At 50.5% G+C, this 22,989-nt stretch carries 22 protein-coding genes; 21 read left to right on the top strand and 1 reads right to left on the bottom strand.

The features are described from left to right. Positions 1-30: 30 nt before the first annotated feature. From rfbA to LN244_RS11800, 18 genes are all read left to right on the top strand, one after another. The gene (gene rfbA, locus LN244_RS11890; RefSeq protein ID WP_239039998.1) at positions 31-903 is read left to right on the top strand and encodes a glucose-1-phosphate thymidylyltransferase RfbA; all 873 of its coding nucleotides are present in this window, start codon (positions 31-33) and stop codon (positions 901-903) included. Next, the gene (locus tag LN244_RS11885) at positions 900-1,304 is read left to right on the top strand and encodes a sugar 3,4-ketoisomerase (protein ID WP_239039997.1); all 405 of its coding nucleotides are present in this window, start codon (positions 900-902) and stop codon (positions 1,302-1,304) included. Before rfbA ends, LN244_RS11885 begins: the two co-directional genes overlap by 4 nt. Then, positions 1,301-1,765 (top strand): acyltransferase, encoded by a 465-nt coding sequence (locus tag LN244_RS11880; RefSeq protein ID WP_275424682.1) that lies wholly within the window; start codon positions 1,301-1,303, stop codon positions 1,763-1,765. The genes LN244_RS11885 and LN244_RS11880 overlap by 4 nt, the downstream gene beginning before the upstream one ends. Beyond that, positions 1,762-2,883, top strand: coding sequence for a DegT/DnrJ/EryC1/StrS family aminotransferase (locus LN244_RS11870; protein WP_239039996.1), 1,122 nt, complete (start codon positions 1,762-1,764; stop codon positions 2,881-2,883). The genes LN244_RS11880 and LN244_RS11870 overlap by 4 nt, the downstream gene beginning before the upstream one ends. A 3-nt stretch (positions 2,884-2,886) precedes the next feature. Further along, positions 2,887-4,134: an O-antigen translocase gene (locus LN244_RS11865; protein ID WP_239039995.1), complete on the top strand. Its 1,248-nt coding sequence runs from the start codon at positions 2,887-2,889 to the stop codon at positions 4,132-4,134. A 3-nt stretch (positions 4,135-4,137) separates the two neighbouring features. Beyond that, positions 4,138-5,130 carry a hypothetical protein gene (locus tag LN244_RS11860; protein WP_239039994.1) on the top strand — a complete coding sequence of 331 codons (993 nt, stop codon included), beginning with the start codon at positions 4,138-4,140 and terminating at the stop codon, positions 5,128-5,130. Between the two features lie 106 nt (positions 5,131-5,236). Then, positions 5,237-6,136, top strand: coding sequence for a glycosyltransferase family 2 protein (locus tag LN244_RS11855; protein ID WP_239039993.1), 900 nt, complete (start codon positions 5,237-5,239; stop codon positions 6,134-6,136). Between the two features lie 195 nt (positions 6,137-6,331). Next, entirely contained in the window at positions 6,332-7,219 is an 888-nt protein-coding gene (locus LN244_RS11850) for a glycosyltransferase family protein (RefSeq protein WP_239039992.1), read from the top strand. 49 nt (positions 7,220-7,268) lie between these two features. Further along, positions 7,269-8,327, top strand: coding sequence for a hypothetical protein (locus tag LN244_RS11845; protein WP_239039991.1), 1,059 nt, complete (start codon positions 7,269-7,271; stop codon positions 8,325-8,327). A gap of 18 nt (positions 8,328-8,345) precedes the next feature. Further along, on the top strand, positions 8,346-9,485 hold the full coding sequence (locus LN244_RS11840; RefSeq protein ID WP_239039990.1) for a glycosyltransferase family 4 protein: 1,140 nt from the start codon (positions 8,346-8,348) through the stop codon (positions 9,483-9,485). Beyond that, the gene (galE, locus tag LN244_RS11835) at positions 9,482-10,498 is read left to right on the top strand and encodes a UDP-glucose 4-epimerase GalE (protein ID WP_239039989.1); all 1,017 of its coding nucleotides are present in this window, start codon (positions 9,482-9,484) and stop codon (positions 10,496-10,498) included. The genes LN244_RS11840 and galE overlap by 4 nt, the downstream gene beginning before the upstream one ends. Continuing rightward, complete coding sequence (locus tag LN244_RS11830; RefSeq protein WP_239039988.1) at positions 10,499-11,431, top strand: UDP-glucose 4-epimerase family protein; 933 nt, start codon at positions 10,499-10,501, stop codon at positions 11,429-11,431. It begins immediately after the preceding gene. Continuing rightward, positions 11,428-11,979 carry a sugar transferase gene (locus tag LN244_RS11825; protein ID WP_239039987.1) on the top strand — a complete coding sequence of 184 codons (552 nt, stop codon included), beginning with the start codon at positions 11,428-11,430 and terminating at the stop codon, positions 11,977-11,979. The genes LN244_RS11830 and LN244_RS11825 overlap by 4 nt, the downstream gene beginning before the upstream one ends. Before the next feature lie 101 nt (positions 11,980-12,080). Further along, positions 12,081-13,097, top strand: coding sequence for a DUF2235 domain-containing protein (locus LN244_RS11820; RefSeq protein WP_239039986.1), 1,017 nt, complete (start codon positions 12,081-12,083; stop codon positions 13,095-13,097). Between the two features lie 131 nt (positions 13,098-13,228). Beyond that, a complete protein-coding gene (pgi, locus tag LN244_RS11815) occupies positions 13,229-14,872 on the top strand; it encodes a glucose-6-phosphate isomerase (RefSeq protein WP_239039985.1) in 1,644 nt (547 codons plus the stop codon). After that, a complete protein-coding gene (locus LN244_RS11810) occupies positions 14,869-16,143 on the top strand; it encodes a nucleotide sugar dehydrogenase (protein WP_239039984.1) in 1,275 nt (424 codons plus the stop codon). The genes pgi and LN244_RS11810 overlap by 4 nt, the downstream gene beginning before the upstream one ends. 66 nt (positions 16,144-16,209) lie before the next feature. After that, positions 16,210-18,162 (top strand): polysaccharide biosynthesis protein, encoded by a 1,953-nt coding sequence (locus LN244_RS11805; protein WP_239039983.1) that lies wholly within the window; start codon positions 16,210-16,212, stop codon positions 18,160-18,162. Next, on the top strand, positions 18,134-18,958 hold the full coding sequence (locus tag LN244_RS11800; protein WP_239039982.1) for an SPOR domain-containing protein: 825 nt from the start codon (positions 18,134-18,136) through the stop codon (positions 18,956-18,958). The genes LN244_RS11805 and LN244_RS11800 overlap by 29 nt, the downstream gene beginning before the upstream one ends. Positions 18,959-18,966: 8 nt before the next feature. On the opposite strand, the gene LN244_RS11795 is transcribed toward LN244_RS11800, so the two are convergent. After that, on the bottom strand, positions 18,967-20,310 hold the full coding sequence (locus tag LN244_RS11795) for an O-antigen ligase family protein (protein ID WP_239039981.1): 1,344 nt from the start codon (positions 20,308-20,310) through the stop codon (positions 18,967-18,969). A 297-nt stretch (positions 20,311-20,607) separates the two neighbouring features. Here LN244_RS11795 and LN244_RS11790 point away from each other — a divergent pair, with 297 nt between their 5' ends. The 3 genes from LN244_RS11790 (at position 20,608) to LN244_RS11780 (ending at position 22,988) form a co-directional block, all read left to right on the top strand. After that, complete coding sequence (locus tag LN244_RS11790) at positions 20,608-21,129, top strand: hypothetical protein (protein WP_239039980.1); 522 nt, start codon at positions 20,608-20,610, stop codon at positions 21,127-21,129. Between the two features lie 78 nt (positions 21,130-21,207). Further along, the gene (locus LN244_RS11785; RefSeq protein ID WP_239039979.1) at positions 21,208-22,371 is read left to right on the top strand and encodes an outer membrane beta-barrel protein; all 1,164 of its coding nucleotides are present in this window, start codon (positions 21,208-21,210) and stop codon (positions 22,369-22,371) included. A 74-nt stretch (positions 22,372-22,445) separates the two neighbouring features. Beyond that, on the top strand, positions 22,446-22,988 hold the full coding sequence (locus LN244_RS11780; protein WP_239039978.1) for a polysaccharide biosynthesis/export family protein: 543 nt from the start codon (positions 22,446-22,448) through the stop codon (positions 22,986-22,988). Position 22,989: the final 1 nt, after the last annotated feature.

The raw sequence follows: 22,989 nt of genomic DNA, 5'->3' as shown, positions 1-22,989 counted from the left end.
TAGCAACGCGTTCAGTTACAAGGACAGACCATGAAAGGCATTATCCTCGCCGGTGGCTCCGGCACCCGTTTGTATCCGATCACCAAGGGCGTGTCCAAGCAGTTGCTGCCCATCTACGACAAGCCGATGATCTATTACCCGCTCTCGGTACTGATGCTGGCGGGTATCCGTGACATTTTGATCATCTCCACCCCCGAAGACCTGCCCAACTTTGAAAAACTGCTGGGCGATGGCAGTAACTTCGGCATTCAATTCAGCTACGCCGAACAGCCAAGCCCGGATGGTCTTGCGCAGGCCTTTATCATCGGTGAAGACTTTATCGGTGATGACAGCGTGTGCCTGGTACTGGGCGACAACATCTTCTACGGTCAGGGCTTCTCGCCCAAGCTGAAACAGGCCGCTGCCCGCACCTCCGGCGCCACTGTATTCGGCTATCAGGTTAAAGACCCGGAGCGCTTTGGCGTGGTCGCCTTCGATGACAACAACAAAGCGATCTCCATTGAAGAAAAGCCCGAACAGCCCAAGTCCAACTATGCCGTGACCGGCCTCTACTTCTACGACAATGACGTGGTGGAAATCGCCAAGCAGGTGAAACCCTCGCACCGTGGCGAGCTGGAAATCACCAGCGTCAATCAGGCCTACCTTGAGCGTGGCGATCTGAATGTCGAATTGCTGGGCCGTGGTTTTGCCTGGCTCGATACCGGCACCCATGAAAGCCTGTTGGAAGCGAGTAGCTTCGTGCAGACCATTGAGCATCGCCAGGGGTTGAAAGTGGCGTGTTTGGAAGAGATCGCCTTCAACAATGGCTGGCTCAGTAAGGAAGCGTTAAAAGAGCAGGGGCAGGCATTAAGTAAAAATGGCTATGGTCAGTACCTGCTCAGGCTGGCGGGTGAATGCCGATGAGCAATTTGGTGAAGCTGATAGATTTACCGCCATTGGGGGATGATCGTGGGTCGCTGGTTGCCGTTGAAGCAAACAAAACAGTCCCTTTTGATATTAAGCGTGTGTACTACATCTTTGGTACCAAGCCAGGTGTCGCGCGCGGGTTTCATGCCCATAAGGCACTAAAGCAAGTAGCAGTGTGTGTGACTGGTAGTTGCCGCATGTTGCTGGATAATGGCCGAGAAAAAGAAGAATTATTGCTTGATTCACCAACGAAAGGACTCGTAATCGAAGATTTGGTTTGGCGGGAGATGCATGACTTCACTCCCGATTGCGTGTTACTGGTACTGGCCAGCGAGCACTATGACGAAGCAGATTATATTCGTAATTATGATGACTTCCTTAAGGTAGTGGGAGTATGAGCTTTATTCATCCACTGGCCGACGTAGCCACTTCATCCATCGGCGAAAGTACACGAATTTGGCAGTTTGTCGTGATCCTGAAAGGCGCTAAGATCGGTAAAGAGTGTAATATCTGCGCTCAAACCTTGATCGAAGGTGATGTCGTTATCGGCGACAGAGTGACATTGAAATCGGGTGTGCAACTGTGGGATGGCACACGTATTGAGGATGATGTATTCATTGGTCCCAATGTTACCTTCACCAATGATCCTTACCCCCGTTCCAAAGAATATCCTGAACAGTTCTCTGGCATCACGATCAAGCGCAATGCCAGCATAGGCGCCAACGCAACCCTGCTGCCCGGCACCACCATCGGTGAATATGCCATGATAGGCGCAGGCGCTGTAGTCACCAAGGATGTACCTGCATACGCTGTTGTGGTGGGTAATCCTGCAAAAGTCATCAGGTATGTAAACAAATGATCCCTTTTCTTGACCTCAAAGCCATTAACGCTCAATACCGCCATGACTTGATTGATGCCGCTACCCGTGTAATCGACTCCGGCTGGTACATTCAAGGGACAGAGCTGAAAGCGTTTGAGTCAGATTTTGCGGCCTACTGCGGCGCCCAGCATTGTATCGGTGTAGCAAACGGCCTGGACGCATTGACACTGACTCTGCGCGCCTGGAAAGAACTCGGCAAATTGAAGGAAGGCGATGAAATCATCGTCCCTGCCAATACCTATATTGCCAGCATCCTTGCGATCACTGAAAACCGACTGCAGCCGGTACTGGTTGAGCCTGACGAGCACACCTACAATCTATGCCCGACTAAAACAGCAGCTGTTATTACCGCCAACACCAAAGCCATCCTTGCAGTTCACTTATATGGTCAGTTGGCCCCCATGCCTGAACTGATGGCATTGGCTGATGAACATGGCCTATTGGTACTGGAAGATTCTGCTCAGGCGCACGGAGCTGCGATCAACGGTAAAAAGGCGGGCAGCTGGGGCCATGCCTCGGGTTTCAGTTTTTATCCCGGTAAAAACCTTGGTGCGCTTGGTGACGCGGGTGCGGTTACGACCAATGATGATGAACTGGCAACAATCATTCGTGCCTTGGGTAATTACGGTAGCCAAAAAAAATATGAAAACCTCTATCAGGGCGTCAACAGCCGCCTGGATGAGATGCAAGCGGCTATGCTGCGGGTGAAGCTACAACACCTTGATACAGAAACCCAACGGCGCAAAGAGATTGCACTGGCCTACGCCAAAGGCATCACACATCCCGCACTGTCACAGCCAATAACAGCGCACAGCACACTGACATCATTGGAAAATCACGTATTCCATCTATACGTTATCCGCACAGCAGAGCGTGAAGCTTTGCAGACGCACTTGGCTAACACAGGCGTCCAAACACTGATTCACTACCCGATCCCGCCGCATCAACAACAAGCCTACGCAAAGTGGAATGAGCAGTCTTGCCCGCTGACAGAAGCCATGCATCAGCAAGTGCTGAGCCTGCCGATCAGCCCGGTGATGACTGATGATCAGGTAGACGCTGTTATTGCCGCCTGTAACAGCTTCGAGATGCCGTAACGCATGACACTGATTAAAACCAGCCTGCTCAATGGCATAGCGGTTGTTATCAAGATGCTGACCTTGCTGGGCCTGAACAAGATACTGGCTATCTATGTCGGCCCATCGGGTTACGCTGCGTTGGGGCAGTTCCAAAATGCAGTGCAGATGATCACAACGCTGGCCAGCGGCGCGATCAATACTGGCGTTACCAAATATACGGCTGAATACCACGAAGACGAAGCCAAACAGCATGCCGTATGGCGAACAGCTGGCACTATCTCATTGGCTGGTTCGGTGTTGGTTGCATTAGCTGTTATTGCGCTCAACAAACCTCTGGCGGGTTGGTTCCTTAAAGATGAGAGCCTTGGCAGCGTTTTTATTTGGTTTGCGGCAACACTGGTGCTATTTGTGTTGAACACCCTCTTGCTTGCCATTCTCAATGGTAAAAAAGAGATACAGCGCTATGTAACCGCCAATATTGCCGGTAGCCTATTTGCTCTGGCGATAACGTCCGTCATGGCGATTCAGCTGGGCCTTTATGGTGCTCTGGTTGCGCTGGCTATTTACCAGTCTTTGACCTTCTTCGTGACACTGTTTCTCACCTACAAAGCCAGCTGGTTCAAACTACGCTACCTGCTAGGCGGTATTGATAAGCAATCTGCCAAGAACCTGGCCAAATTCACCGCCATGGCGCTTACCAGTGCCGCCTGCGTACCGCTCAGCCACATCCTGATCCGTAACCACCTGGGTGAAACCCTTGGCTGGGACGCGGCTGGTTACTGGGAAGCCATGTGGCGACTGAGTGCAGCCTATCTGATGTTGGTGACAACCACATTGAGTGTGTACTACCTGCCTAAGCTTTCAGAACTGCAAGAGCCTGCTGATATTAAAAAAGAAATACTGCAAGGATATAAAATTATATTACCAGTTACGGCTGCGTGTGGGTTGGTTATCTATCTGCTTAGGGATTATATAATACGTGTGCTGTTTACGGCTGAGTTTGTCGAAATGGAAGTGCTGTTTGGCTGGCAGATGGTAGGGGATGGGATTAAAATAGCTAGCCTATTGTTAGGTTATGTTATAATTTCAAAGGGAAAAGCCACCTTCTTTATATTAAAAGAACTGTTAATTAGTATTTTATTTTTATTGCTAGTAGTTTTGATTGTAGATCGCTATTATTTGCAAGGGGTTGTACATGCATATGCGTTGACATACACAGTCAACTTGATAGTGATGGGTATTTATTTACATAAGCAGCGGGTTTTTTGAATAATGTATAAGCTAGTCATCCACATGGGATTGCCAAAAACGGCAACCACATCACTTCAAAATCAGATATTTTTAAAACTTCATCAAGAAGGTAGAATTAACTTCTTGGGGCGTGCTTATACTAGCCATCATCATAATTATTTCAATCCTATAGGCGAAATCATTAATCTGATAAGTTCAGAAGATGAAGTTTATAATGAAGACTTGTTACGTGATCAGTTCAATAAGTTATTAAGCAAAAATAAAGTAAACTTGATTAGTGAAGAATCTTTAACAGTATCAAGTATTATTAAACTTGATACTGTTTATAAAAAGTTAGCAAGCCTATGTAAAGATTGTGAAGTTGAGATATTGCTGGCACTTAGAAATCCCGTTGACTTTATTTATAGTACTTATATTGAAATGCACCGCTGGAAATATCATAGAATTAAGGGGAAAGATACATTCTATAGTTTTTATGAATGTTTAAAGAAAGATCAGCTTAACCCAGAATACGACATGTTTTTTTTTGATAGGTTGTTTAGAAAGGTTAAGAATCAATTTAAAAATATTAATTTTTATTTCTTTGAGGAGTTCAAATTAGATAAAGAAAAATTAACGCATCTACTCTCACAACTACTCGAATTAAGGCAAGATGAGTTGTCATTCGCTGAAACCATGAGAGAAGAAAATAGCCGAATAAAAACTAAGACTGGAAAAGAAGGTGAGTCAATTTCATTAGATCAAATCATACAGCCTTTTATAATAAATCGATTGCCCAGAGTATTTGTTCGAAAAGCCAAAAAGATTAAATTGTTAAAAAAGATGCACCAGGCTTTAATGAGATTTTCTTCATCTATTAGTGTTTCAAATAGACCTGTTCATCCAATTTTAAGCAACACAATGATTATTGATATTAATTCAACATTATTTGTAGATAAGTTATCCTTTTCGGAGGAGTTTGGTGTAAAGCTTGAGGATTTGCACAGATTTCGCTATTGGGAAAATTATGAATAGGAATTATTATTCATTGTAATGCTCACAAAACAGTGTCGATAATCATTCTATGCTTTGAGTTATTAATATATTAATGGCTTTTAAAATCGATAGGTGGCATGTAATAGTGGAAAATGAAAAAAATCCTTTAGTAAGCATTGTAATACCTTGCTACAACCATGATAAATACGTACAAGAATGTATAAGAAGTGTTATCGCGCAAGACTATGAAAATATCGAGCTGATCATAATCGATGATGGGTCGAAAGATGAATCTGTAATTAAAATTCAAGAACTTGTGCCTCAGTGTGAGAAGCATTTTATTCGATTTGATTTCAGAACAAGACCAAATAAAGGTTTGTGTGTGACACTTAATGAGGCGTTGGAGTGGTGTGAAGGGAAGTATGTATCATTTATAGCAAGTGATGATGTCATGCGTCCGTACAAAACACGTGAGCAAGCTTATTATTTAGAAAATAATTTAAATTCAATAGGTGTTTTTGGTGGTGTAGAGGTTTTATACAAGAATAACTATAAAAAAGAAATTAAAAAGAATAAAAATAGCTATAACTTTGATGATATTTTATTGCATAAACATAATCTACCTGCTCCGACATCAATGTTAAGACTAGATAATGTGAGAGCAGTTAATGGCTTTAGAGAAGGTTTTATAATCGAAGACTGGATAATGTGGTTGGATTTAACTGAAGCCGGTGGAAAGTTAGATTATATTGATAAGGTATTTTCTTTATATAGAAGGCATGACAATAATTTATCCGCCAATTTAGAAAAGATGTATGCAGGTAGAATGCAGGTAGTTGAAGTATTCAAGAATAAAAAAAATTACAATAAAGCTAAGGCTCGTGTCAATTTAATACAGGCTAGGGATCTTCAAAATTACAATAAATATGAATCTATTAGGTTTGCATACAAATCAGTGTTGGCCGACTTTGGAATTCTATTTTCAATTTCTTTTATTAAGTTTTTAATAAAATTTTTTATTTTTAAGAGAGGAGGAGTCAACTGATTAATCTTTTTCAAATAAGCGCTATAAAACGGTTTATACCATATAATATATTTCTAGCGCAGAGTTAAATAAGTTAATAAACTTATGGTTTTCAACCTCTAAATATAACGATTAGAAGATCCTTTTATATCTTCGATATTATATTGTTTAATACCTAAGTGTTTGCTAAATTAAAAAATTCGTGGGGTGTTTGATTTGTCATTATCAGTAGGTATTACTATTAACTCAATAAGCTATACCCCTGAAGCATATGCTTATTCTAATTACTTAAAATCAAAGGGTTTAGATGTTCAGTTGGCAGAATCGCATTTACTAGACCCTTTGCACGATGTACATATATACTTCATGGGGCTTTTACCTTTTTGGAAAAAAAAAGGTGCTTGGCGAGAAATACATGAGTACCAGAGCCTTTCAACACCGCCTTTTGCGCGCACAAAAGACTTCACAAAAAAAATTCTTAATCGAAAGCCTGACGGTCGAATTTTTTTAAATCAGCTTGTACATAATCAGCTTGGTTTTCGAGGCGAAGCACCCTTTATTTATCGTGATATGGGGGTTGATGACGCGCTTTTCCAAAAACCAAGTGAAAATCCACTATATGATATTGTTTATTGTGGTTCTATTGGCGGACGTGTGGGGTTGCTTGATGAGCTAAAAAGGTTGTCAGAATTAGGTTTTAAAGTGCTTATGATTGGTAGTGTTGATAATGGTGTACGCCAAGATTTTTCAGGGAATAAAAATATATTCTTTACAGGTAGGGTTGAAAGAAAAGACTTGCCTGAACTCTATCGTAACTGTAGAGCAGGTTTAAACTATACGCCGGACATCTATCCTTTTAACATACAAACAAGCACTAAAACTCTGGAGTATTTGGCATCAGGGTTAAGTATTATTTCAAATAAATATCAATGGGCTGAAGATTTTTTTCTTGAAAATAATATATCAGTTACATGGCTTGACTGTATTCGCAATGTGAAGGATCTTAAAATAAACAATTCAAATCATACAAGTCTAAGTGATGAAGTATCATGGAGTGCAATATTGGATAAATCAAGATTTTATGAGTTTATATTAAATTCATAATAATTGTTAATTTATCAAAGCATTATATATTTCGGCCTTGGGGGTATTTTTGAATACTAAATTTTATTTTTATTTATTTTTATTTGTCCTTGGCTTTAAAGTTATAACATTGTTAGTTATATCTTATATAGGTAATGATTTTTTTGGTGGGGGGAATGACTCCAATTACTATCATGCTTATGCCGTTGGTGATGTGGATGTCGCTGTAAATCTTTGGCCTATCTTACTAAGGTATCTGAATGAATTAGGCTTCTACTCACGTGGCGGAGTCACTTTTCTATTAACTTTGCTTGGAGTATTCGTCATTCCATTCATGGTTGCTAATCTTTCAATAATAAAGTCAAGCTTACTCAAGAATCGCGTTTACTGGGCTGCTGTATTTGTTGTTAGTTGTTATCCTACCCTTACGTATTTGACAACAGATATGTATCGGGATGTTTCTATGGTATTTCTATGGCTGGCTGGTGTGTTTGTTTACAAAAAACTAACAGAAGTAAAAAAAGTATTTTTTAGGATTTGTTTGATTTTATTGGGATTGGTTATCGCATATATTTTATACCTTTTTAGGCCATATTTAGGCTTTGGTTATATAATTTCACTCCTTTTTTCTTCACTATATAGTTTTAAAAGGTACCCGTTTTGGCTTACGCTTGTTGCATTCGTAGTATTGCTTCAGGTGATGTTCTCTATAGGGGTGCTTGAACCGATTCTAAACTATAGATCAATTTTCCATGAGAACATGATTGGCGGGAGTAATATCGGCTTGACGTTTTCTTCTTCATTAACCTTTATAGCTGAGGTTTTGGCATCTTTTGTTTTTCAGATTCTCGGGCTTTACTTAATAAGTTTTTCTGCAGTGGTTGCATTCATACTCGAGTCAGCACCATTTATTTTTTTGCTGATTTATCTTGTTAGAAACCGAAAGTATTCGAATAATTTTATAGATTACCTTATTGTTTTCTTCGTCGTGTATACAACAATATGGTTAATTGGTAATGATAACCTTGGTACAGCCGCTCGACTGCGGATGTTTAGTTATATTTCTATTTTAATAGCATTTTTTATAGTCTATCAGAATAAGATGGCTTACGCTCTCAAGTATAAATAATCATTGGTTTATGTATTAATGAAAATTGTATTAATTTCCCAAAACGCATCACCTGGTCTTTTAATATTTCGTGTTGATTTTATCCGTTATATGGTTTTGTCAGGTCATAGCGTTTATTGCTTTGCATTAGATTACACGGATGAAAGCAAAGCCGTTGTAGAAAGCTTGGGGGCAATCCCTGTTGACTACAAACTTAATAAAACTGGTTTAAACCCAATAAAAGACTGTATTGATACTTTTTCTTTGTCAAAAAAGTTGAGAAAAATAAAGCCGAATGTGGTCTTCAGTTTTTTTGTCAAGCCATCCATTTACGGTACATTGGCAGCTTGGCTTGCAGGTGTGCCCAGGCGTATTGCTATGCTGGAGGGGCTGGGATATATACATACTCCTTCAAAAAACGGAATGAGCCTTAAAAAAAGAGCGCTACAGGCCGCTCATGGTGTGCTGTCGACACTTGGCTATTCAGTAGCAGATGAGGTGTTGTTCCTTAATCCTGATGATCCTAATGATTTGTCACGTAAAAGCTGGATTAACCAAAAAAAAATCAGAGTCATAGGCCCTATTGGGTTGGATTTAGAAAAGTACCCATTCAATCTTCTTGCAAAAAGTAAGCCTGTGCGATTTATATTTATCGCAAGACTTTTGGCTGAGAAAGGAATATTTGAATACCTTGCTGCTGCACGGATAGTAAAGAAAACATATGCTGATGCTGAGTTCATTATTCTCGGTGGGCTAGACTCTTTTAACCCTACTGCACTTTCTGAATCAGAGCTACAGGCTGTTATTGATGAAGGTCTTGTTATTTACCCTGGGCACGTCAGCAGCGTTCATGAATGGATTGCTAACTCACACGTTTTTGTATTGCCATCCTATCGAGAGGGCTTTCCTCGAAGTACACAAGAAGCAATGGCGACTGGTCGTGCCGTCATTACAACGGATGTTCCGGGGTGCCGAGAAACGGTCATTGATGGTGTCAATGGCTTCCTGGTTCCGCCTTGGAACCCAGATGCGCTGGCTCAAAAGATGATCTATCTAATTGAGCACCCTTTAGAGCTGAAAAGAATGGGAGAGGAAAGCCACCGCATTGCAGTCGAGCAGTATGATGTGCATAAGATTAACCCGGTTCTCGCATCGATAGTGACGGGAGAAACACAGTGATTCTGGTAACGGGGGGGGCAGGCTACATAGGTAGCCATACCTGTCTAGAGCTGCTGCAGGCGGGTAAGCCAGTGGTTGTTCTGGATAACTTATCCAATTCATCACCTGTGAGCTTGGCGCGAGTGCAAACGCTTACGGCTCAGGAAATCATCTTTATAGAAGGTGATATACGAGATGAAGTCTGTTTGCGCGCAGTGTTTCAGGCGTATCCGATCAGTGCTGTTATACATTTTGCAGGCCTGAAGGCGGTCGGTGAGTCAGTTGAACAGCCCTTGCGTTACTATGAAAATAACGTGGCCGGTACGGTTTGTTTGCTGCAGGTAATGGCTGAATTTGGATGCAAACAACTGGTGTTCAGCTCGTCTGCAACGGTGTATGGCGATCCTGCCAGTGTGCCGATTCGTGAAGACTTTCCACTTTCTACGACGAACCCCTATGGCAGTTCAAAGTTGATGGTTGAGAACATGCTGCGAGACCTGGCAACAAGCGATGCTGAGTGGTCCATTGCACTGCTACGGTATTTCAATCCGGTGGGGGCGCATGAATCAGGCCTTATTGGGGAGGATCCGGACGGTATCCCCAACAACTTAATGCCCTACATTGCACAGGTAGCGGTGGGCATGCATGAATCACTCAATGTCTTTGGCAGTGATTACCCTACAGCCGACGGCACGGGCGTTCGCGATTACATCCATGTGGTAGATCTTGCCAAAGGGCACCTTAAGGCGCTGGATGCACTGGTGTCTAATCAGGGGGTCTTAACCGTTAATTTGGGGACTGGTCGGGGTTATTCTGTATTGGAAGTCGTCGCAGCGTTTGAGCGCGCATCCGGGCGCAAAGTGCCTTACACTCTGGCTGATCGTCGGCCCGGAGATATAGCTCAATGCTATGCTGACCCAAGTCATGCCAAGCAAGTTCTTGGCTGGCAGGCAGAGTATGATCTCGAACGCATGTGTGAAGATGCATGGCGGTGGCAGAGCCAGAATCCTAATGGATACAAGGGCGAACATTAAATGGCAGTCAATATTCTCCTGACCGGTGCCACCGGTTTTCTCGGCAATCGACTTGCAACGGCCTTGCAGTCCAAATCTGATGTAAACCTGACCGCTGCCGTACGCCGACCTGTTGAAAGCCTCGCAGCGAACATCGTTGAAGTGCAAGGTCTTGATGTCAGTACCGACTGGTCCGCCGCCTTGATCAACCAACAAGTCGTCATCCACGCCGCCGCCCGTGCGCACATCATGAAAGACGAAGTGGCCGACCCGCTGGCAGAATACCGCCGAGTCAATGTGGAAGGCACGCTTAACCTTGCCCATCAGGCAGCAGCGACAGGCGTTCAGCGTTTTATCTTTATCAGTTCAATTGGTGTAAACGGCAATATAAACACGAAGCCGTTCACTGAAGATGATACGCCGAACCCCGCAGAGTTGTATGCCCAGTCGAAGTGGGAGGCGGAGCAGGGCTTGTGGGAAATCCAGCGTGAAACCGGCATGGAGCTGGTGATCATCCGTCCACCGCTGGTATATGGCCCCAACGCCCCCGGCAACTTTGGAAACTTGATGCGCTGGGTTGAAAAGGGGGTTCCGTTACCCTTGGGCGCCATCCACAACCAGCGCTCTTTCGTGGCGGTGGATAATCTGGTTGACCTGATCATCACCTGCATCGATCACCCGGCAGCGGCCAATCAGGTCTTTCTGGTGGGGGATGGGCAGGATCTGTCGACCACCGAGCTGTTGCGAGGCGTTGCAAAGGCAATGGGCAAGCCCTATCGGTTAATCCCGGTCCCGGCATCGATGCTCAAGCTGGGTGCTACAATGTTGGGTAAAAAGTCAGTCGCACAGCGATTATTGGGCTCGCTTCAGGTAGATATCAGCAAGGCGCGTAATCTGCTGGGGTGGGAGCCACCGGTGTCGGTGGAAGAAGGGTTGAAGAGGTGCTTTAAGTGATTCGACTATTTGATTTTGTATTTTCCTTGCTGGGGCTGGTGTGCGGCTTTCCGGTGCTGTTGTTGCTGGCGTTGATCGGCCTTTTTGATACCGGCTCGCCCATCTTTCGGCAGGAGCGAGTAGGGCGGCATAAGAAACCGTTTACGTTGGTGAAGTTTCGTACCATGCGTAAGGACACCGCTTCGGTGGCCAGCCATCTGGCCAGTGCCGATGCCATTACCCCCTTTGGCCGCTTTTTGCGCCGTACCAAGCTGGATGAACTGCCGCAGCTGTGGAACGTGCTCAAGGGTGAAATGAGCCTGGTCGGGCCACGTCCTTGCCTGTTCAATCAGCAAGAGTTGATCGCTGAACGAGAACAACGCGGTGTGCTCAATGCTCGCCCCGGCATTACCGGTCTTGCGCAGGTGAATGATATCGATATGTCCACACCTGAGCTGCTGGCCGAAACCGATCAGGCCATGCTGCAGACCCTGACCGTGGGCGCTTATTTCAAGTACATTTTTATGACCGTTGCCGGGAAGGGAGCGGGTGACAGAGTCAAGTCGTAAGGCTTCCCTGATCTTAATCATGGCGTAAATATCAAATTCAAAGGTTAACTCAAACGTTTGCGTGTTAAGGGATACTAAAATACTCCACGGACGGAGGTTATATGAAACTGATCGTGATCTGTTCGGATGGGACTTGGCAGTCCCCGGAATCCGATCATGCCACCCATATTCTGCGCATGGCACGCGGCATCGCCGCGGAGGATGTGCATGGCCACAAGCAGGTGGTGTTCTATGATGCCGGTGTCGGTACCGGCAGTGACAGGCTTTCCGGCGGCCTGACCGGCAAGGGCCTGGATCGCAACATCCTCGATTGCTACCGTTTTCTGGTTCACAACTACGAAGAGGGTGACCGTCTTTACCTGTTTGGCTTCAGTCGCGGTGCCTACACCGTGCGTTCCCTGGCGGGCTTGATCGCCAATGCCGGCATTGTTCGCCGTGAGCATGCGGCCAAAATAGCCAGTGCTTACTCACTCTATCGTCGCCGTGGTGCTGGCTCAGTGCCTGAGAGCCGCCGTGCGACTGTGTTCCGGCAGGCCTATGCGGTGGCGGATATGAGCCCTGTCCATTTTATCGGTGTGTTCGATACGGTTGGGGCCTTGGGCATACCCGCTCCCTTTTTGGGCACACTGGGTTCTTCCCGTTATCTGTTTCACGATACCGAGCCCGGCCGGGTCATCCATCACGCACGGCATGCGGTTGCCATTGACGAAAACCGCCAGGACTTTGAACCGGCCCTGTGGCGAACCCGTGGCGAGGTCGATCTTCAGCAGGTGTGGTTTGCCGGTGTTCACTCCGATATTGGTGGCGGTTATCCTGACCGCCGCTTGGGGGACCATGCCGCATGCTGGTTGATGCAGGAGGCCGAGCACCACGGGCTGTCATTCGCTCCACACTTTCACCGGGGCTTGATGCCTGACCATGCAGCTCCCCAACACGACGAGTACAAGGGACTTTATCGCGCCATGCGTCTGCAAGTGGTGCGCCATGTTGAGCCGGTCGTCCATGTCAGCGTGCAGCGGCGCTGGCAGGATCAGCAGGTGAAGTATTCCAGCCCGGCGTTGCATGGAATGTTGCAGCGCATCGGCCACGACTGGTCGCGGGTTCAATTGGTGCAATAGGTCTTGTTAGGCGGTCAGCTGGCTCCAGGGATGAATAACGCCGGCCAAGGTCTGTAACCTTCAACCCGGCCTTGCGTATAATCGATGTTCAATGGTGATAGCCTGTTGTACCCGGCCAGGAAAGGACATAGATGAAGAACGTGGAAGCCACCGATCAGCTGCATCAGCGTGCGGCTGAAATGCCAAGCCTGAGTACTCTGTTTGCATTTGATCCAGAGCGGGGCGGTACCTATCGCGTCAGCGGAGCGGGTATCCAGCTGGATTACAGCAAGCAGCGTGTGGATACGTCCGTATTGACGCTCTTGGCCCGGCTGGCCGAGCAGGCCGGTGTCGAGATTGAACGTGCACGTCTCCTGACTGGCGAGGTGGTAAATCGTACCGAGAACCGCGCCGCCTGGCATACAGCCCTGAGAGCTCCGGCAGAACAGCATTCAGAGCCCCAACGGTGTGTAGAAGAGCAGCTGCAGCGCATGACGCAGCTGGTGGATAAAATTCAGTCGGGTGTCTGGCGCGGTTTTTCCGGCAAGCGTATTACCGATGTGGTCAATCTGGGCGTTGGGGGGAGCGATCTTGGCCCGTTGATGGTCACCCATGCTCTGCGTGAATATGCCGAGCCTGCTGCACGTGCGCTCAAAGTGCATTTCGCTTCGACCATCGATGGCAGCCAGTTATTCGATCTGCTGGATCACCTGAATCCTGAAACCACGCTGTTCATCATTTCGTCCAAGTCCTTTACCACCATCGATACCCTCTCCAATGCCGATACGGTTCGTTCCTGGCTAGCCGGGCATTGTGATGATCACGCACTGGTGGTGCGCTGTCATTTTGTCGGTGTTTCTGCATCGGCCCAGCGCATGGCTGACTGGGGGTTGCCGCCGGAAAACCAGTTGCACTTTTGGGAGTGGGTTGGTGGGCGCTTTTCATTGTGGTCGACCATCGGTTTGCCAATCGCTCTGGCGCTGGGAATGAGCATATTCCGACAGCTGCTGGCCGGGGCTCATACCATGGATGAGCATTTCAGGACCGCACCACTGTTGCAGAACCTGCCGGTCATGCTGGCACTTCTGGGTATCTGGAATGTTAACTTCCTTGATATTAGAGCCCATGCCATTCTGCCCTATGATGGTCGATTGAAGTACTTCCCCCCCTATCTTGAGCAGCTGGAAATGGAGAGCAACGGCAAGTCCGTCAGCCAGGCGGGGGAGCCGCTGGATTACTCGACCTGCCCGGTCCTCTGGGGAGAGATCGGTGCCAATGCCCAGCACGCCTTTTACCAGCTTTTGCATCAGGGGACTCAGGCGGTCGCCTCGGACTTCATTCTGTCAGCACGTCGCTATGAGGCACTGGATCATTACGCCCACAGCGAACAGCTACAGGCGCAACATCAGCTGAATATTGCCAACTGCCTGGCGCAGTCCCGTGTGCTGGCGTTTGGAAGTGAAGCGGTTGAGCCCAGTGACAATCCCTGGCGGCAGTACCCGGGCAACCAGCCATCCTCGACGCTGCTGCTGGAGCGTTTGGACCCGCAATCCCTGGGGGCGCTGATCGCCTTGTATGAACACAAGGTGTTCACTCAGGCGGTCATTTGGGACATTAACCCTTTCGATCAGTGGGGTGTCGAGTTGGGCAAGCAGGTCGCCTTGCAGCTGCAGCCGTTGCTGGCGGAGTCTGCCGATATCAGTGGAACGACGCTCGACAGTTCAACCCGTGCGTTGGCGCTGAGTATTCGTGCTCATCGGCTGGCCTCACGCAATCATCAGGGAGACCCGTCATGAGAGTACATGTCCTCGGTGATAACCTGGAGGCCTGGACGCTGGCCGGCGCCCTGGCACAAACCGGCTGTCGTGTCAGTCTGAAGCAGACAGGACTTCCGCGGGCCGATTCCGACATGGGTGAACCGGATCTGCAGCAATTGCTTGAGCAGCAGCAGGCGGCCGGGCGGCTGCAATTGGGCCGTGAGCACGAAGCAGCGGACCTGTTGCTGGTGGCTGAACGACACGCTTCGCAGGAATCTCTGCAGGCTTCAGTTCAAGCGTTTTTGGGCGCTCTGGATGCCCAGGATCAAACCGGAATGCTGGTGGCGCTGGTTCAACCGGTCGCAATTGGTACCACCGAGCAGCTGCAGCAGTGGCTGGATGATCATGGGGCGGGACATGTGCGTGTGCTGTATTGGCCTGCCTTCATCCAATCAGGGCGCGCCCTTGAAAGCGTGACCCGGCCTGAGCGAATTCTGCTGGGCTGTGATGATGAGGCTGCTATCAGGGTGATACGGCGTTTGCTCACACCTTTTAACCGGCGCCGTGATACCTTGCTGGTGATGTCGCCCAAAGAGGCCGAATTAAGCAAGCTGGCAATCAACGGCATGCTGGCAACTCGTATCAGCTATATGAATGAACTGGCCCAGTTGGCGGCTGACAAGGGGATTGATATCGAGCGCGTGCGCCAGGGAATGGGGACTGACTCCCGTATCGGCTTTCAGTATCTTTACCCCGGTTGTGGCTTCGGTGGCGAGTCGTTTCTGGAAACCCTGGCCCAGTTGAATCGAGAGCTGGACAACAAGGAGGAACCCGGGTTGTTGAGCCGGGTGTTTGCCATTAACGAGCAGCAGAAGGACCTGTTGTTTCAGAAGTTCTGGCGTTATTTCAAGGCGGATATTCAGGGGCGCACCGTGGCGCTTTGGGGCTGTGCATTCAAGCCCAACACCTCTGGGGTGGAAGGCAGTCCTGCGTTGACACTGCTGCGTGCGCTGTTGGCCCATGACGTCAAGGTCAGGGTCTATGACCCCATGGCACTGCCAACCCTGCGCCGCACTCTGGGCGATCAGCCGGGGGTCAGCTATATGGACTCGGCCGAGCAGGCGGCAACGGGAGCCGATGCACTGATGCTGGTCACTGAATGGAAAGAGTTCTGGAACCTGGATATGGAAGCGGTGCTGGCCAGAATGAACACGCCGCTGCTGCTGGATGGTCGTAACCTGTTCGAACCTGAACGTATGGCCGAACTGGGGTGGCATTACTCTGGAGTAGGGCGCGGAGTGGCCATTTAAGTGGCCAGGGGTCATGAAGGGCGGGACTATGGTCCGTCGAAGTATTCATATGTATAGGATGAGCGGATGTTCTCGGGTGTGATACGCGCGTTTCTTAACGCATCACGGCGGCAGAAGCAGGTGGTGTTGATTCTGTCGGACCTGGTGATGCTGTTCTCTGCCTGCTGGATGGCCCTGTCGCTGCGGCTGGGTGAGATCTGGTTGCCGATCACCCAGTACTGGATCCCCTGCCTGCTGGTGCCGCTGATCTCGGTACCGGTGATGGCGAAGATGGGCCTCTATCGTGCCGTGATCCGGTACATGAGCCATACGACACTCTGGGTATCGGTCAAGGCCGTGACAATTTCGGTTCTTATTTGGACCGCGGTGATCATGCTGCTGCAGGTGCAGGTGCCGGTGCCGCGCTCCGTACTGTTCATCTACTGGTTTACGGCCGTGCCCCTGGTAGCCGGCAGCCGGTTATATGCTCGCTGGCTGATTCGTCATTGGTTGTCAGCCGGTCGACGTCGCTATGCAGAGGCACCGGCCGTAGTGCTCTTTGGTGCCGGCAGCGCCGGTACTCAGCTGGCATCGGCGTTGAGTCATTCAGTCGAGATGTCGCCCGTGGCCTTTATCGATGACGACCCGCAAAAGCAGGGGACCGAAATTGCCGGGCTGAGGGTCTATGCGCTGGATGCCTTGCCGGATTTGATCGAGCGTTATGGAGTGGAGTCCGTCCTGCTCTCCATTTCCAGCCTCAGTCGCAGTGAGCGCCGCATCATGGTGGAGCGCATCGATGCTTATCCGGTCTCGGTCAAGGTGGTACCCGGTGTGGCCGAGCTGGCCAGCGGCGAGATCGACGTCAGCGACATTCGAGACGTGGATGTAGTGGATCTGCTGGGCCGTGACGCGGTGGAACCGAACGAAGCCTTGCTGAGTGCCTGTATTGGCGGACAGGTGGTGATGGTCACCGGCGCGGGCGGTTCCATCGGCTCTGAGCTGTGCCGACAGATCATCCGGTTACAGCCTCGTGCGCTGGTGCTCTTTGAGCTTTCGGAATACGGCCTGTACGCCATTGAGGGCGAATTGCGCACGCAGGCCGAAGCGCTGGGCGTGCAGCTGTTGCCGGTATTGGGCTCGGTACAGGATCAGGCGCATCTGGAGCAGGTGATGCGTCACTATGGCGTGAACACGGTCTATCATGCGGCCGCCTACAAACATGTACCCATCGTGGAGTTCAACATGGCTGCGGGGCTGCGCAATAATGTGCTGGGCACGCTGCGCACGGCAGAAGCCGCCATCGCCAGCGGTGTCCGTAACTTCGTCTTGATCTCGACGGATAAGGCGGTTCGGCCCACCAACGTGATGGGGGCCAGTAAACGCCTGGCCGAAATGGTGCTCCAGGCTCTCAGTGAGCGTGAGCAACATGCTGGCCACCCTATCCGCTTTGCGATGGTGCGTTTTGGCAATGTATTGGGATCATCCGGTTCCGTGATCCCATTGTTCCGACGCCAGATCGAAGCGGGAGGCCCGGTGACGGTCACTCACCCCGAGATCACCCGCTACTTCATGACCATTCCTGAAGCGGCGGCCTTGGTGATCCAGGCAGGCTCGATGGGCAACAGTGGTGATGTGTTCGTGCTGGATATGGGGAAACCGGTAAAAATCGTCGATCTTGCCCGGGAAATGATCCGGCTGGCGGGGCTCAGGGTCAGGGATGAAACCTGTCCGGACGGCGATATTGAAATTCACTTTACCGGTCTGCGCCCCGGCGAGAAGCTCTATGAGGAATTGCTCATTGGGGGCGATGTGAAGGGCACCGATCATCCCATGATCATGCGTGCCTCCGAAGAGATGCTGTCCTGGCAGCAGCTGGTCCCGGTACTGGAACAGCTTGAGCATTGCACCGGGCGCTGGCAGCATGAAAAGATGCGTGAGCTGTTGCTGAGCACTGTTAATGGTTATCGGCCTGAGTCTGAAATCGTCGACCTGCTCTGCAAGGAGGAGTCTGTTGACAGCCTGGTTGAAAAAGCCGTCTAGGGCGGTGTTGCAAGCCGGGATCAGTTGCATGCTGCTGGTCATGCTGACTGTACCGGTCGCGGCAGCGTCTGATGAGCCTGGTCACAATACGGATCTGAGTCAAAAGCTCAGCGTTCAGGTATCACGCTGGCTTGAACAGGCCGAACAGAACGATGCTGCAGCGCTTTTCAATCTTGGACAGTTTTACCGCAAGGGCGTGGGCATGGCGCCTGATCTTAAGCAGGCTGAATTCTTCTATCGACGCGCCGCAGAACTGGGGCATCGTGCAGCCCAGTTGAACCTGGGTACCCTGTGCTATTTCGCGGACGATGAGCATGGCCGTGCTGACGAGGCGCAATACTGGTGGCAAAAAGCCGCCGAGCAGGGTGAGGCGCAGGCGGCTTTCCAATTGGGTCTGCTGTATTTGAACGGGGCTGGCAAGACGATTTCGGCTGACATTGAGCAGGCCCAGGTGTGGCTCGGGCGAGCCCGTGACAACGGCCACCCTCAAGCAAAAGAAGCGCTGGCACAGGTTGCGCGGCTTATGCAGGCGCGTGATCAGTCCCTGGGTGTCCGTTTTACCGTGCAGATGGGGTCGTTCTCCGATCTGGAGGGGGCGAAAGCGGGGGGGCTGCGGCTACAACAGCGGTTTGCTAGCCTCAAGGGGGTGCCCGTCGAGGTGCGGTCAGCACGACTGGATGACGGTCGAGTGATACACCGTGTGCATGCAGGACATTATGATCGGCGTGATCAGGCTCAGCAGCTCTGCAGATCCCTGCAGGAAGAGGGGCAGAGCTGCTTTGTCGTACAGGAGTAGTGCCGAAGTCAGTTTCTGTGTTTGGTCTTGCGATGGTAACGGGCCTGCAGGCCGATGGCGCAGATCACCACAAAGGTGGCGGCATTAGCCGGTATCTGCAGGTTGAAGTCGGCAAAGGAGTGGATCAGTAGCCCCAGCAGGGCCATGGACACGCCGAAGCCGAGTCCACTGCGGTACCAGGACTGGCGATGCCAGAGTGCACGCAGGGCATGGTTGAGCGCAAGAAGGACGAAGGCGGCCAGCGGCAGGGTGCCGATCAGTCCATACTCGATCAGGAACTGCAGGTAGTCATTGTGGGTATGGTCATAATGACCGCGGAGTTCCGGCCCCGGATATTGCTGGAAACTGCTTTCGAAGGCACCGGCGCCAAAGCCGGTCAGTGGCCGGTCTTCCAGCTGTTGGAGGGCATAGGCAAAGACATCCGTTCGCACGACATTTTTCTGCTGCACGACCACGCCATCTTCAATGCGGTCTTCGATCTGGGTTGTGACCAGACGATCCTTCAACTGCTCCAACCCGAAGAACTGACTGATCACCAGCACATCGATCACGATCAGGCTGGCCAGAATCAGGCCATTACGCAGACGATGTTCCTTGTTGAGCAGGATAAACAGTCCGCCGATGATCAGCAGCGCGGCAAAAAAGGCCGTATTGCCCATGCGTGAACGGGTCATGACCAGTGCGATGACCATGATGACCAGTGCCAGTCGCAGGCGGGCCTTGGGGCCCATCAGCATGTCCAGCAGGCTACGCCAGCGCAGGGGGGAACCGTCTCGCAGGGCCATCAGAAGCCCGATGCCGCAGCCCAGAGCCATGACCATATAGCCGGCCAGATGGTTGCGATTGACGAAGGTGCCGGTGACGACTCCCCGGTTATGAACTTTGGGCTCAAACAGAAGCCACTCGATCCCTGACAGGGTCATGAAGGTGCCATAAAAGGCCTGTAGCGTGGCGCTGATCACCAGAACGCTGACCAGTAACGTCAGGCGGCGACGGGTATGGAAGAGGCCGACGACGAGTATGAACAGGCAGCTGTACCCCAGTCCCAGCATCAGATAATAGAGCGTGCGGCCGACGTCGGTTGTCAGGCCCAGCAGCCACTGCAGCAGTACCCAGAGTTGGGTGAGCAGCAACAGCCCCAACAGGGGGAGAGCGGGCTTCAGGGCACGGTTATGGGACTCGTGCTTCTGCAGTTGCAGTAACCCCCAGCCGATGGTAAGGGCGGCGGCAACCAGGCAGAAAAGCGCACCGGCCCAGACGCGGTTACTACCCATGGGCAGCGGCAGCCACACCAGCAACGCCAGTGTGCCGAAAATCAGGCTGTTTTCCAGTAGTGAACGAGTCTGGCGCATGGCGTTCGGAGGTCCTTGATGCAGTGTGAACAGAAGCGGGGCTGCGTCCGGCAGCAAAACATGCGGCCCGATTTTAATGATCCGGCTCGGACAAGGCCAGCTCATACTTTTGTTTGAAAAAAACTGACAGAAACCTGACGGTTTATGGGGGGGTAAGGTAGAAAAAAAGCTTGTAAAGCAATACACTCCTAACCACTTATAGCTAATTTACTTTGGTGCCCTTTGCCGGACCCATGTCGTTCCGAGCTGGACGAGAAAACCGGTGCGCTCAGACATACAACTTGTGAGGACGTAATCATGCGCAAGACGCTTTCTACTCTTTCCCTGGCCGCTCTGCTGGCTTCCGGTAATGCGCTGGCTGATCAGGCAACCCTGACCGCACTTCAGAATGCCGGTATTCAGATGAGCCAGGCTGTTCAGGATCAGGTGCTGGCGGCATCCGCGACCGATGAAGCGGCGATCGAAGCAGCCATCAAAGCAGTCGTTCAGGGACTGGGCAGCGATACGGCTGCGATTGCCAATGCTGTCAAGGCAGCAGTAGCCGCCAACCCGAGCTTGGCCGCTAAAATCGCAGCGGCTGCGGCTTCTGTTGCGCCTGCGGCTGCGAAGGAATCAATCACAACCGCCGCCGTTGATGCTGCAGTTGAGGCGGGTGTCATGACGCAGGAACAAGCTGAGAGCACTATCACTGCCAGTGTGAATGAAGCGACCACGACACAGCAGACTGGTGGTGAAGGCGGTGGTGATACCCAGAATGTTGAAGGCGACACCACACCGGGTGAAGGCGGTAGCAGCAGCGGTAGCAACAGCCCTGCCTGATGGCCGGATTAAAATTCTGATACAAGCCTGACCGAGCTGTCAGGCTTTTCACCGGACCAATTAGAAAGGCTTTTAAGCATGCGTAAAACATTTACTCTTAACGCCCTGTCGGCTGCCATCCTGCTGGCAGGCAGCAGCAGCGCTCTGGCAATTGAAGCAGCGTCCATGAACCTGGGTGGCATGAAGTTCACCCCGACGCTGCAGCTGTCCGAGCGTTATGATGATAACTTCCGCGAGTCTGGCGATGACGAAGAGTCTTCCTGGATCACGGCCATCAATCCGACATTCGAGCTGGCGGCTCAGGATCGCTTGAATATCTACAAGCTGACCTACTCCTTCAACAGCGAAATTTTCCACTCCAGCCAGCACGACAACAACACGGATCATCACCTGGATCTGGATTCACACATGGAGTTCAGCGCGCGCAGCCGTCTCGATCTGAACGCCGGCTTCGACAGGATCGAAAACGTGGCTGACACCGAGGTGGCGGGTGTGAACGACAAGTTCCATACCTACAACATCGGCGGTACCTACGGTTACGGCGCCAAGTCGGCCACCATGCAGTTCGACCTGTCGGCCAACCAGGAATGGCTGCGTTACGACAATGAAGGCGGCATCAATGACGACCTGGAACGTGACACCACGACTCTTGGTGCGACCGCTTACTACCGTCTGGCACCGAAGACCCGTGCGCTGTTTGAGGTGCGTTACACCGATAATGACTACAAGCTGGCGACGTCTACACTGGACAGCGATTCCATGGCCTATCTGGTGGGTGTCACCTGGGACGCAACTGCCAAGACCAGCGGTACCGCCAAGATCGGTTACGAAGACAAGGAATTCGACAGCGCGACCCGTGAAGACACCAGCGGCAGCATGTGGGAAGTGGGTGTGACCTGGAAGCCGCGCTCCTACTCTGCGTTCACCCTGCAGACCAATCGCAGCCTGGATGAAGGTTCCGAAGGTGCTGAAGACTACATCGAAACCACACGTACCAGCCTGAACTGGAACCACCAGTGGTCTGATCGTATGTCGACTGACGTGAACTACAGCTTCACTGAGGAAGAGTACGAAACCAACCGTGAAGACGAGACCGATGCCTTCGGCGTAGGCGTGAACTACGAGCTGCGTCGCTGGTTGAGCGTGGGTGCCGGCTACAAGTTCAAGGATGTGGACTCTACCGTTGCTTCCGAGAGCTACGATCGTAACCTGTACCAGGTGAAACTGACCATGGGTCTGTAATGGTCCTCGATCTGTGAAAGAGGGGAGTTGATACTCCCCTTTTTTATGTTGGGCCACTTGAGAGGCAAAGCAAAATGATTCAGCGTTTACTCGCGCCCGTCTTACTCATCCTGTCCTTTCTGCTGCCGGCCGGACATGTATGGGCAGCAGGAGACAGCCAGTACAAGCTGGGATCCGGTGATGTCATTCGCATCAATGTCTTCGGTGAAGAGGACTTGAGCTTCGATCAGATACGCATGACCGATGCGGGGACCTTTTCCTACCCCTTCCTCGGGGAGGTGCGTGCACTCGGCAAAACCGTTGCCGAGCTGGAAAACATCATTACCCGTGGACTCAAGGGTGATTACCTGATCGACCCGCGAGTGTCGGTCAGTATCATTGAGTACCGTGATTTCTTTGTGAATGGCGAAGTCAAGAATCCAGGTGGCTATCCCTTCAAGCCGGGACTGACCCTGCGCAAGGCCGTGGCATTGGCCGGTGGTCTGACCGAGCGTGCCTCGGAAAGCAAGATGTCGGTGATTCGGGAGGTGGGCAGAGACAAGCAGACCTTCAAGGCGACCATGGACACGCCGATTCAGCCGGGTGACATCATTACTATCGAGCAGAGCTTCTTCTGAT

Origin of the sequence: Marinobacterium sediminicola (genome assembly GCF_022343685.1) — a bacterium.
GTDB lineage: Bacteria > Pseudomonadota > Gammaproteobacteria > Pseudomonadales > Balneatricaceae > Marinobacterium > Marinobacterium sediminicola.
This window is presented reverse-complemented; position numbering and strand designations above follow the sequence as displayed.

Bases quoted from the DNA above. Each gene is read 5' to 3' on its own strand.
- rfbA (WP_239039998.1), top strand. From the start codon at position 31: ATGAAAGGCATTATCCTCGCCGGTGGCTCCGGCACCCGTTTGTATCCG.
- LN244_RS11885 (WP_239039997.1), top strand. From the start codon at position 900: ATGAGCAATTTGGTGAAGCTGATAGATTTACCGCCATTGGGGGATGAT.
- LN244_RS11880 (WP_275424682.1), top strand. From the start codon at position 1,301: ATGAGCTTTATTCATCCACTGGCCGACGTAGCCACTTCATCCATCGGC.
- LN244_RS11870 (WP_239039996.1), top strand. From the start codon at position 1,762: ATGATCCCTTTTCTTGACCTCAAAGCCATTAACGCTCAATACCGCCAT.
- LN244_RS11865 (WP_239039995.1), top strand. From the start codon at position 2,887: ATGACACTGATTAAAACCAGCCTGCTCAATGGCATAGCGGTTGTTATC.
- LN244_RS11860 (WP_239039994.1), top strand. From the start codon at position 4,138: ATGTATAAGCTAGTCATCCACATGGGATTGCCAAAAACGGCAACCACA.
- LN244_RS11840 (WP_239039990.1), top strand. From the start codon at position 8,346: ATGAAAATTGTATTAATTTCCCAAAACGCATCACCTGGTCTTTTAATA.
- LN244_RS11830 (WP_239039988.1), top strand. From the start codon at position 10,499: ATGGCAGTCAATATTCTCCTGACCGGTGCCACCGGTTTTCTCGGCAAT.
- LN244_RS11820 (WP_239039986.1), top strand. From the start codon at position 12,081: ATGAAACTGATCGTGATCTGTTCGGATGGGACTTGGCAGTCCCCGGAA.
- pgi (WP_239039985.1), top strand. From the start codon at position 13,229: ATGAAGAACGTGGAAGCCACCGATCAGCTGCATCAGCGTGCGGCTGAA.
- LN244_RS11810 (WP_239039984.1), top strand. From the start codon at position 14,869: ATGAGAGTACATGTCCTCGGTGATAACCTGGAGGCCTGGACGCTGGCC.
- LN244_RS11805 (WP_239039983.1), top strand. From the start codon at position 16,210: ATGTTCTCGGGTGTGATACGCGCGTTTCTTAACGCATCACGGCGGCAG.
- LN244_RS11795 (WP_239039981.1), bottom strand. From the start codon at position 20,310: ATGCGCCAGACTCGTTCACTACTGGAAAACAGCCTGATTTTCGGCACA.
- LN244_RS11790 (WP_239039980.1), top strand. From the start codon at position 20,608: ATGCGCAAGACGCTTTCTACTCTTTCCCTGGCCGCTCTGCTGGCTTCC.
- LN244_RS11785 (WP_239039979.1), top strand. From the start codon at position 21,208: ATGCGTAAAACATTTACTCTTAACGCCCTGTCGGCTGCCATCCTGCTG.
- LN244_RS11780 (WP_239039978.1), top strand. From the start codon at position 22,446: ATGATTCAGCGTTTACTCGCGCCCGTCTTACTCATCCTGTCCTTTCTG.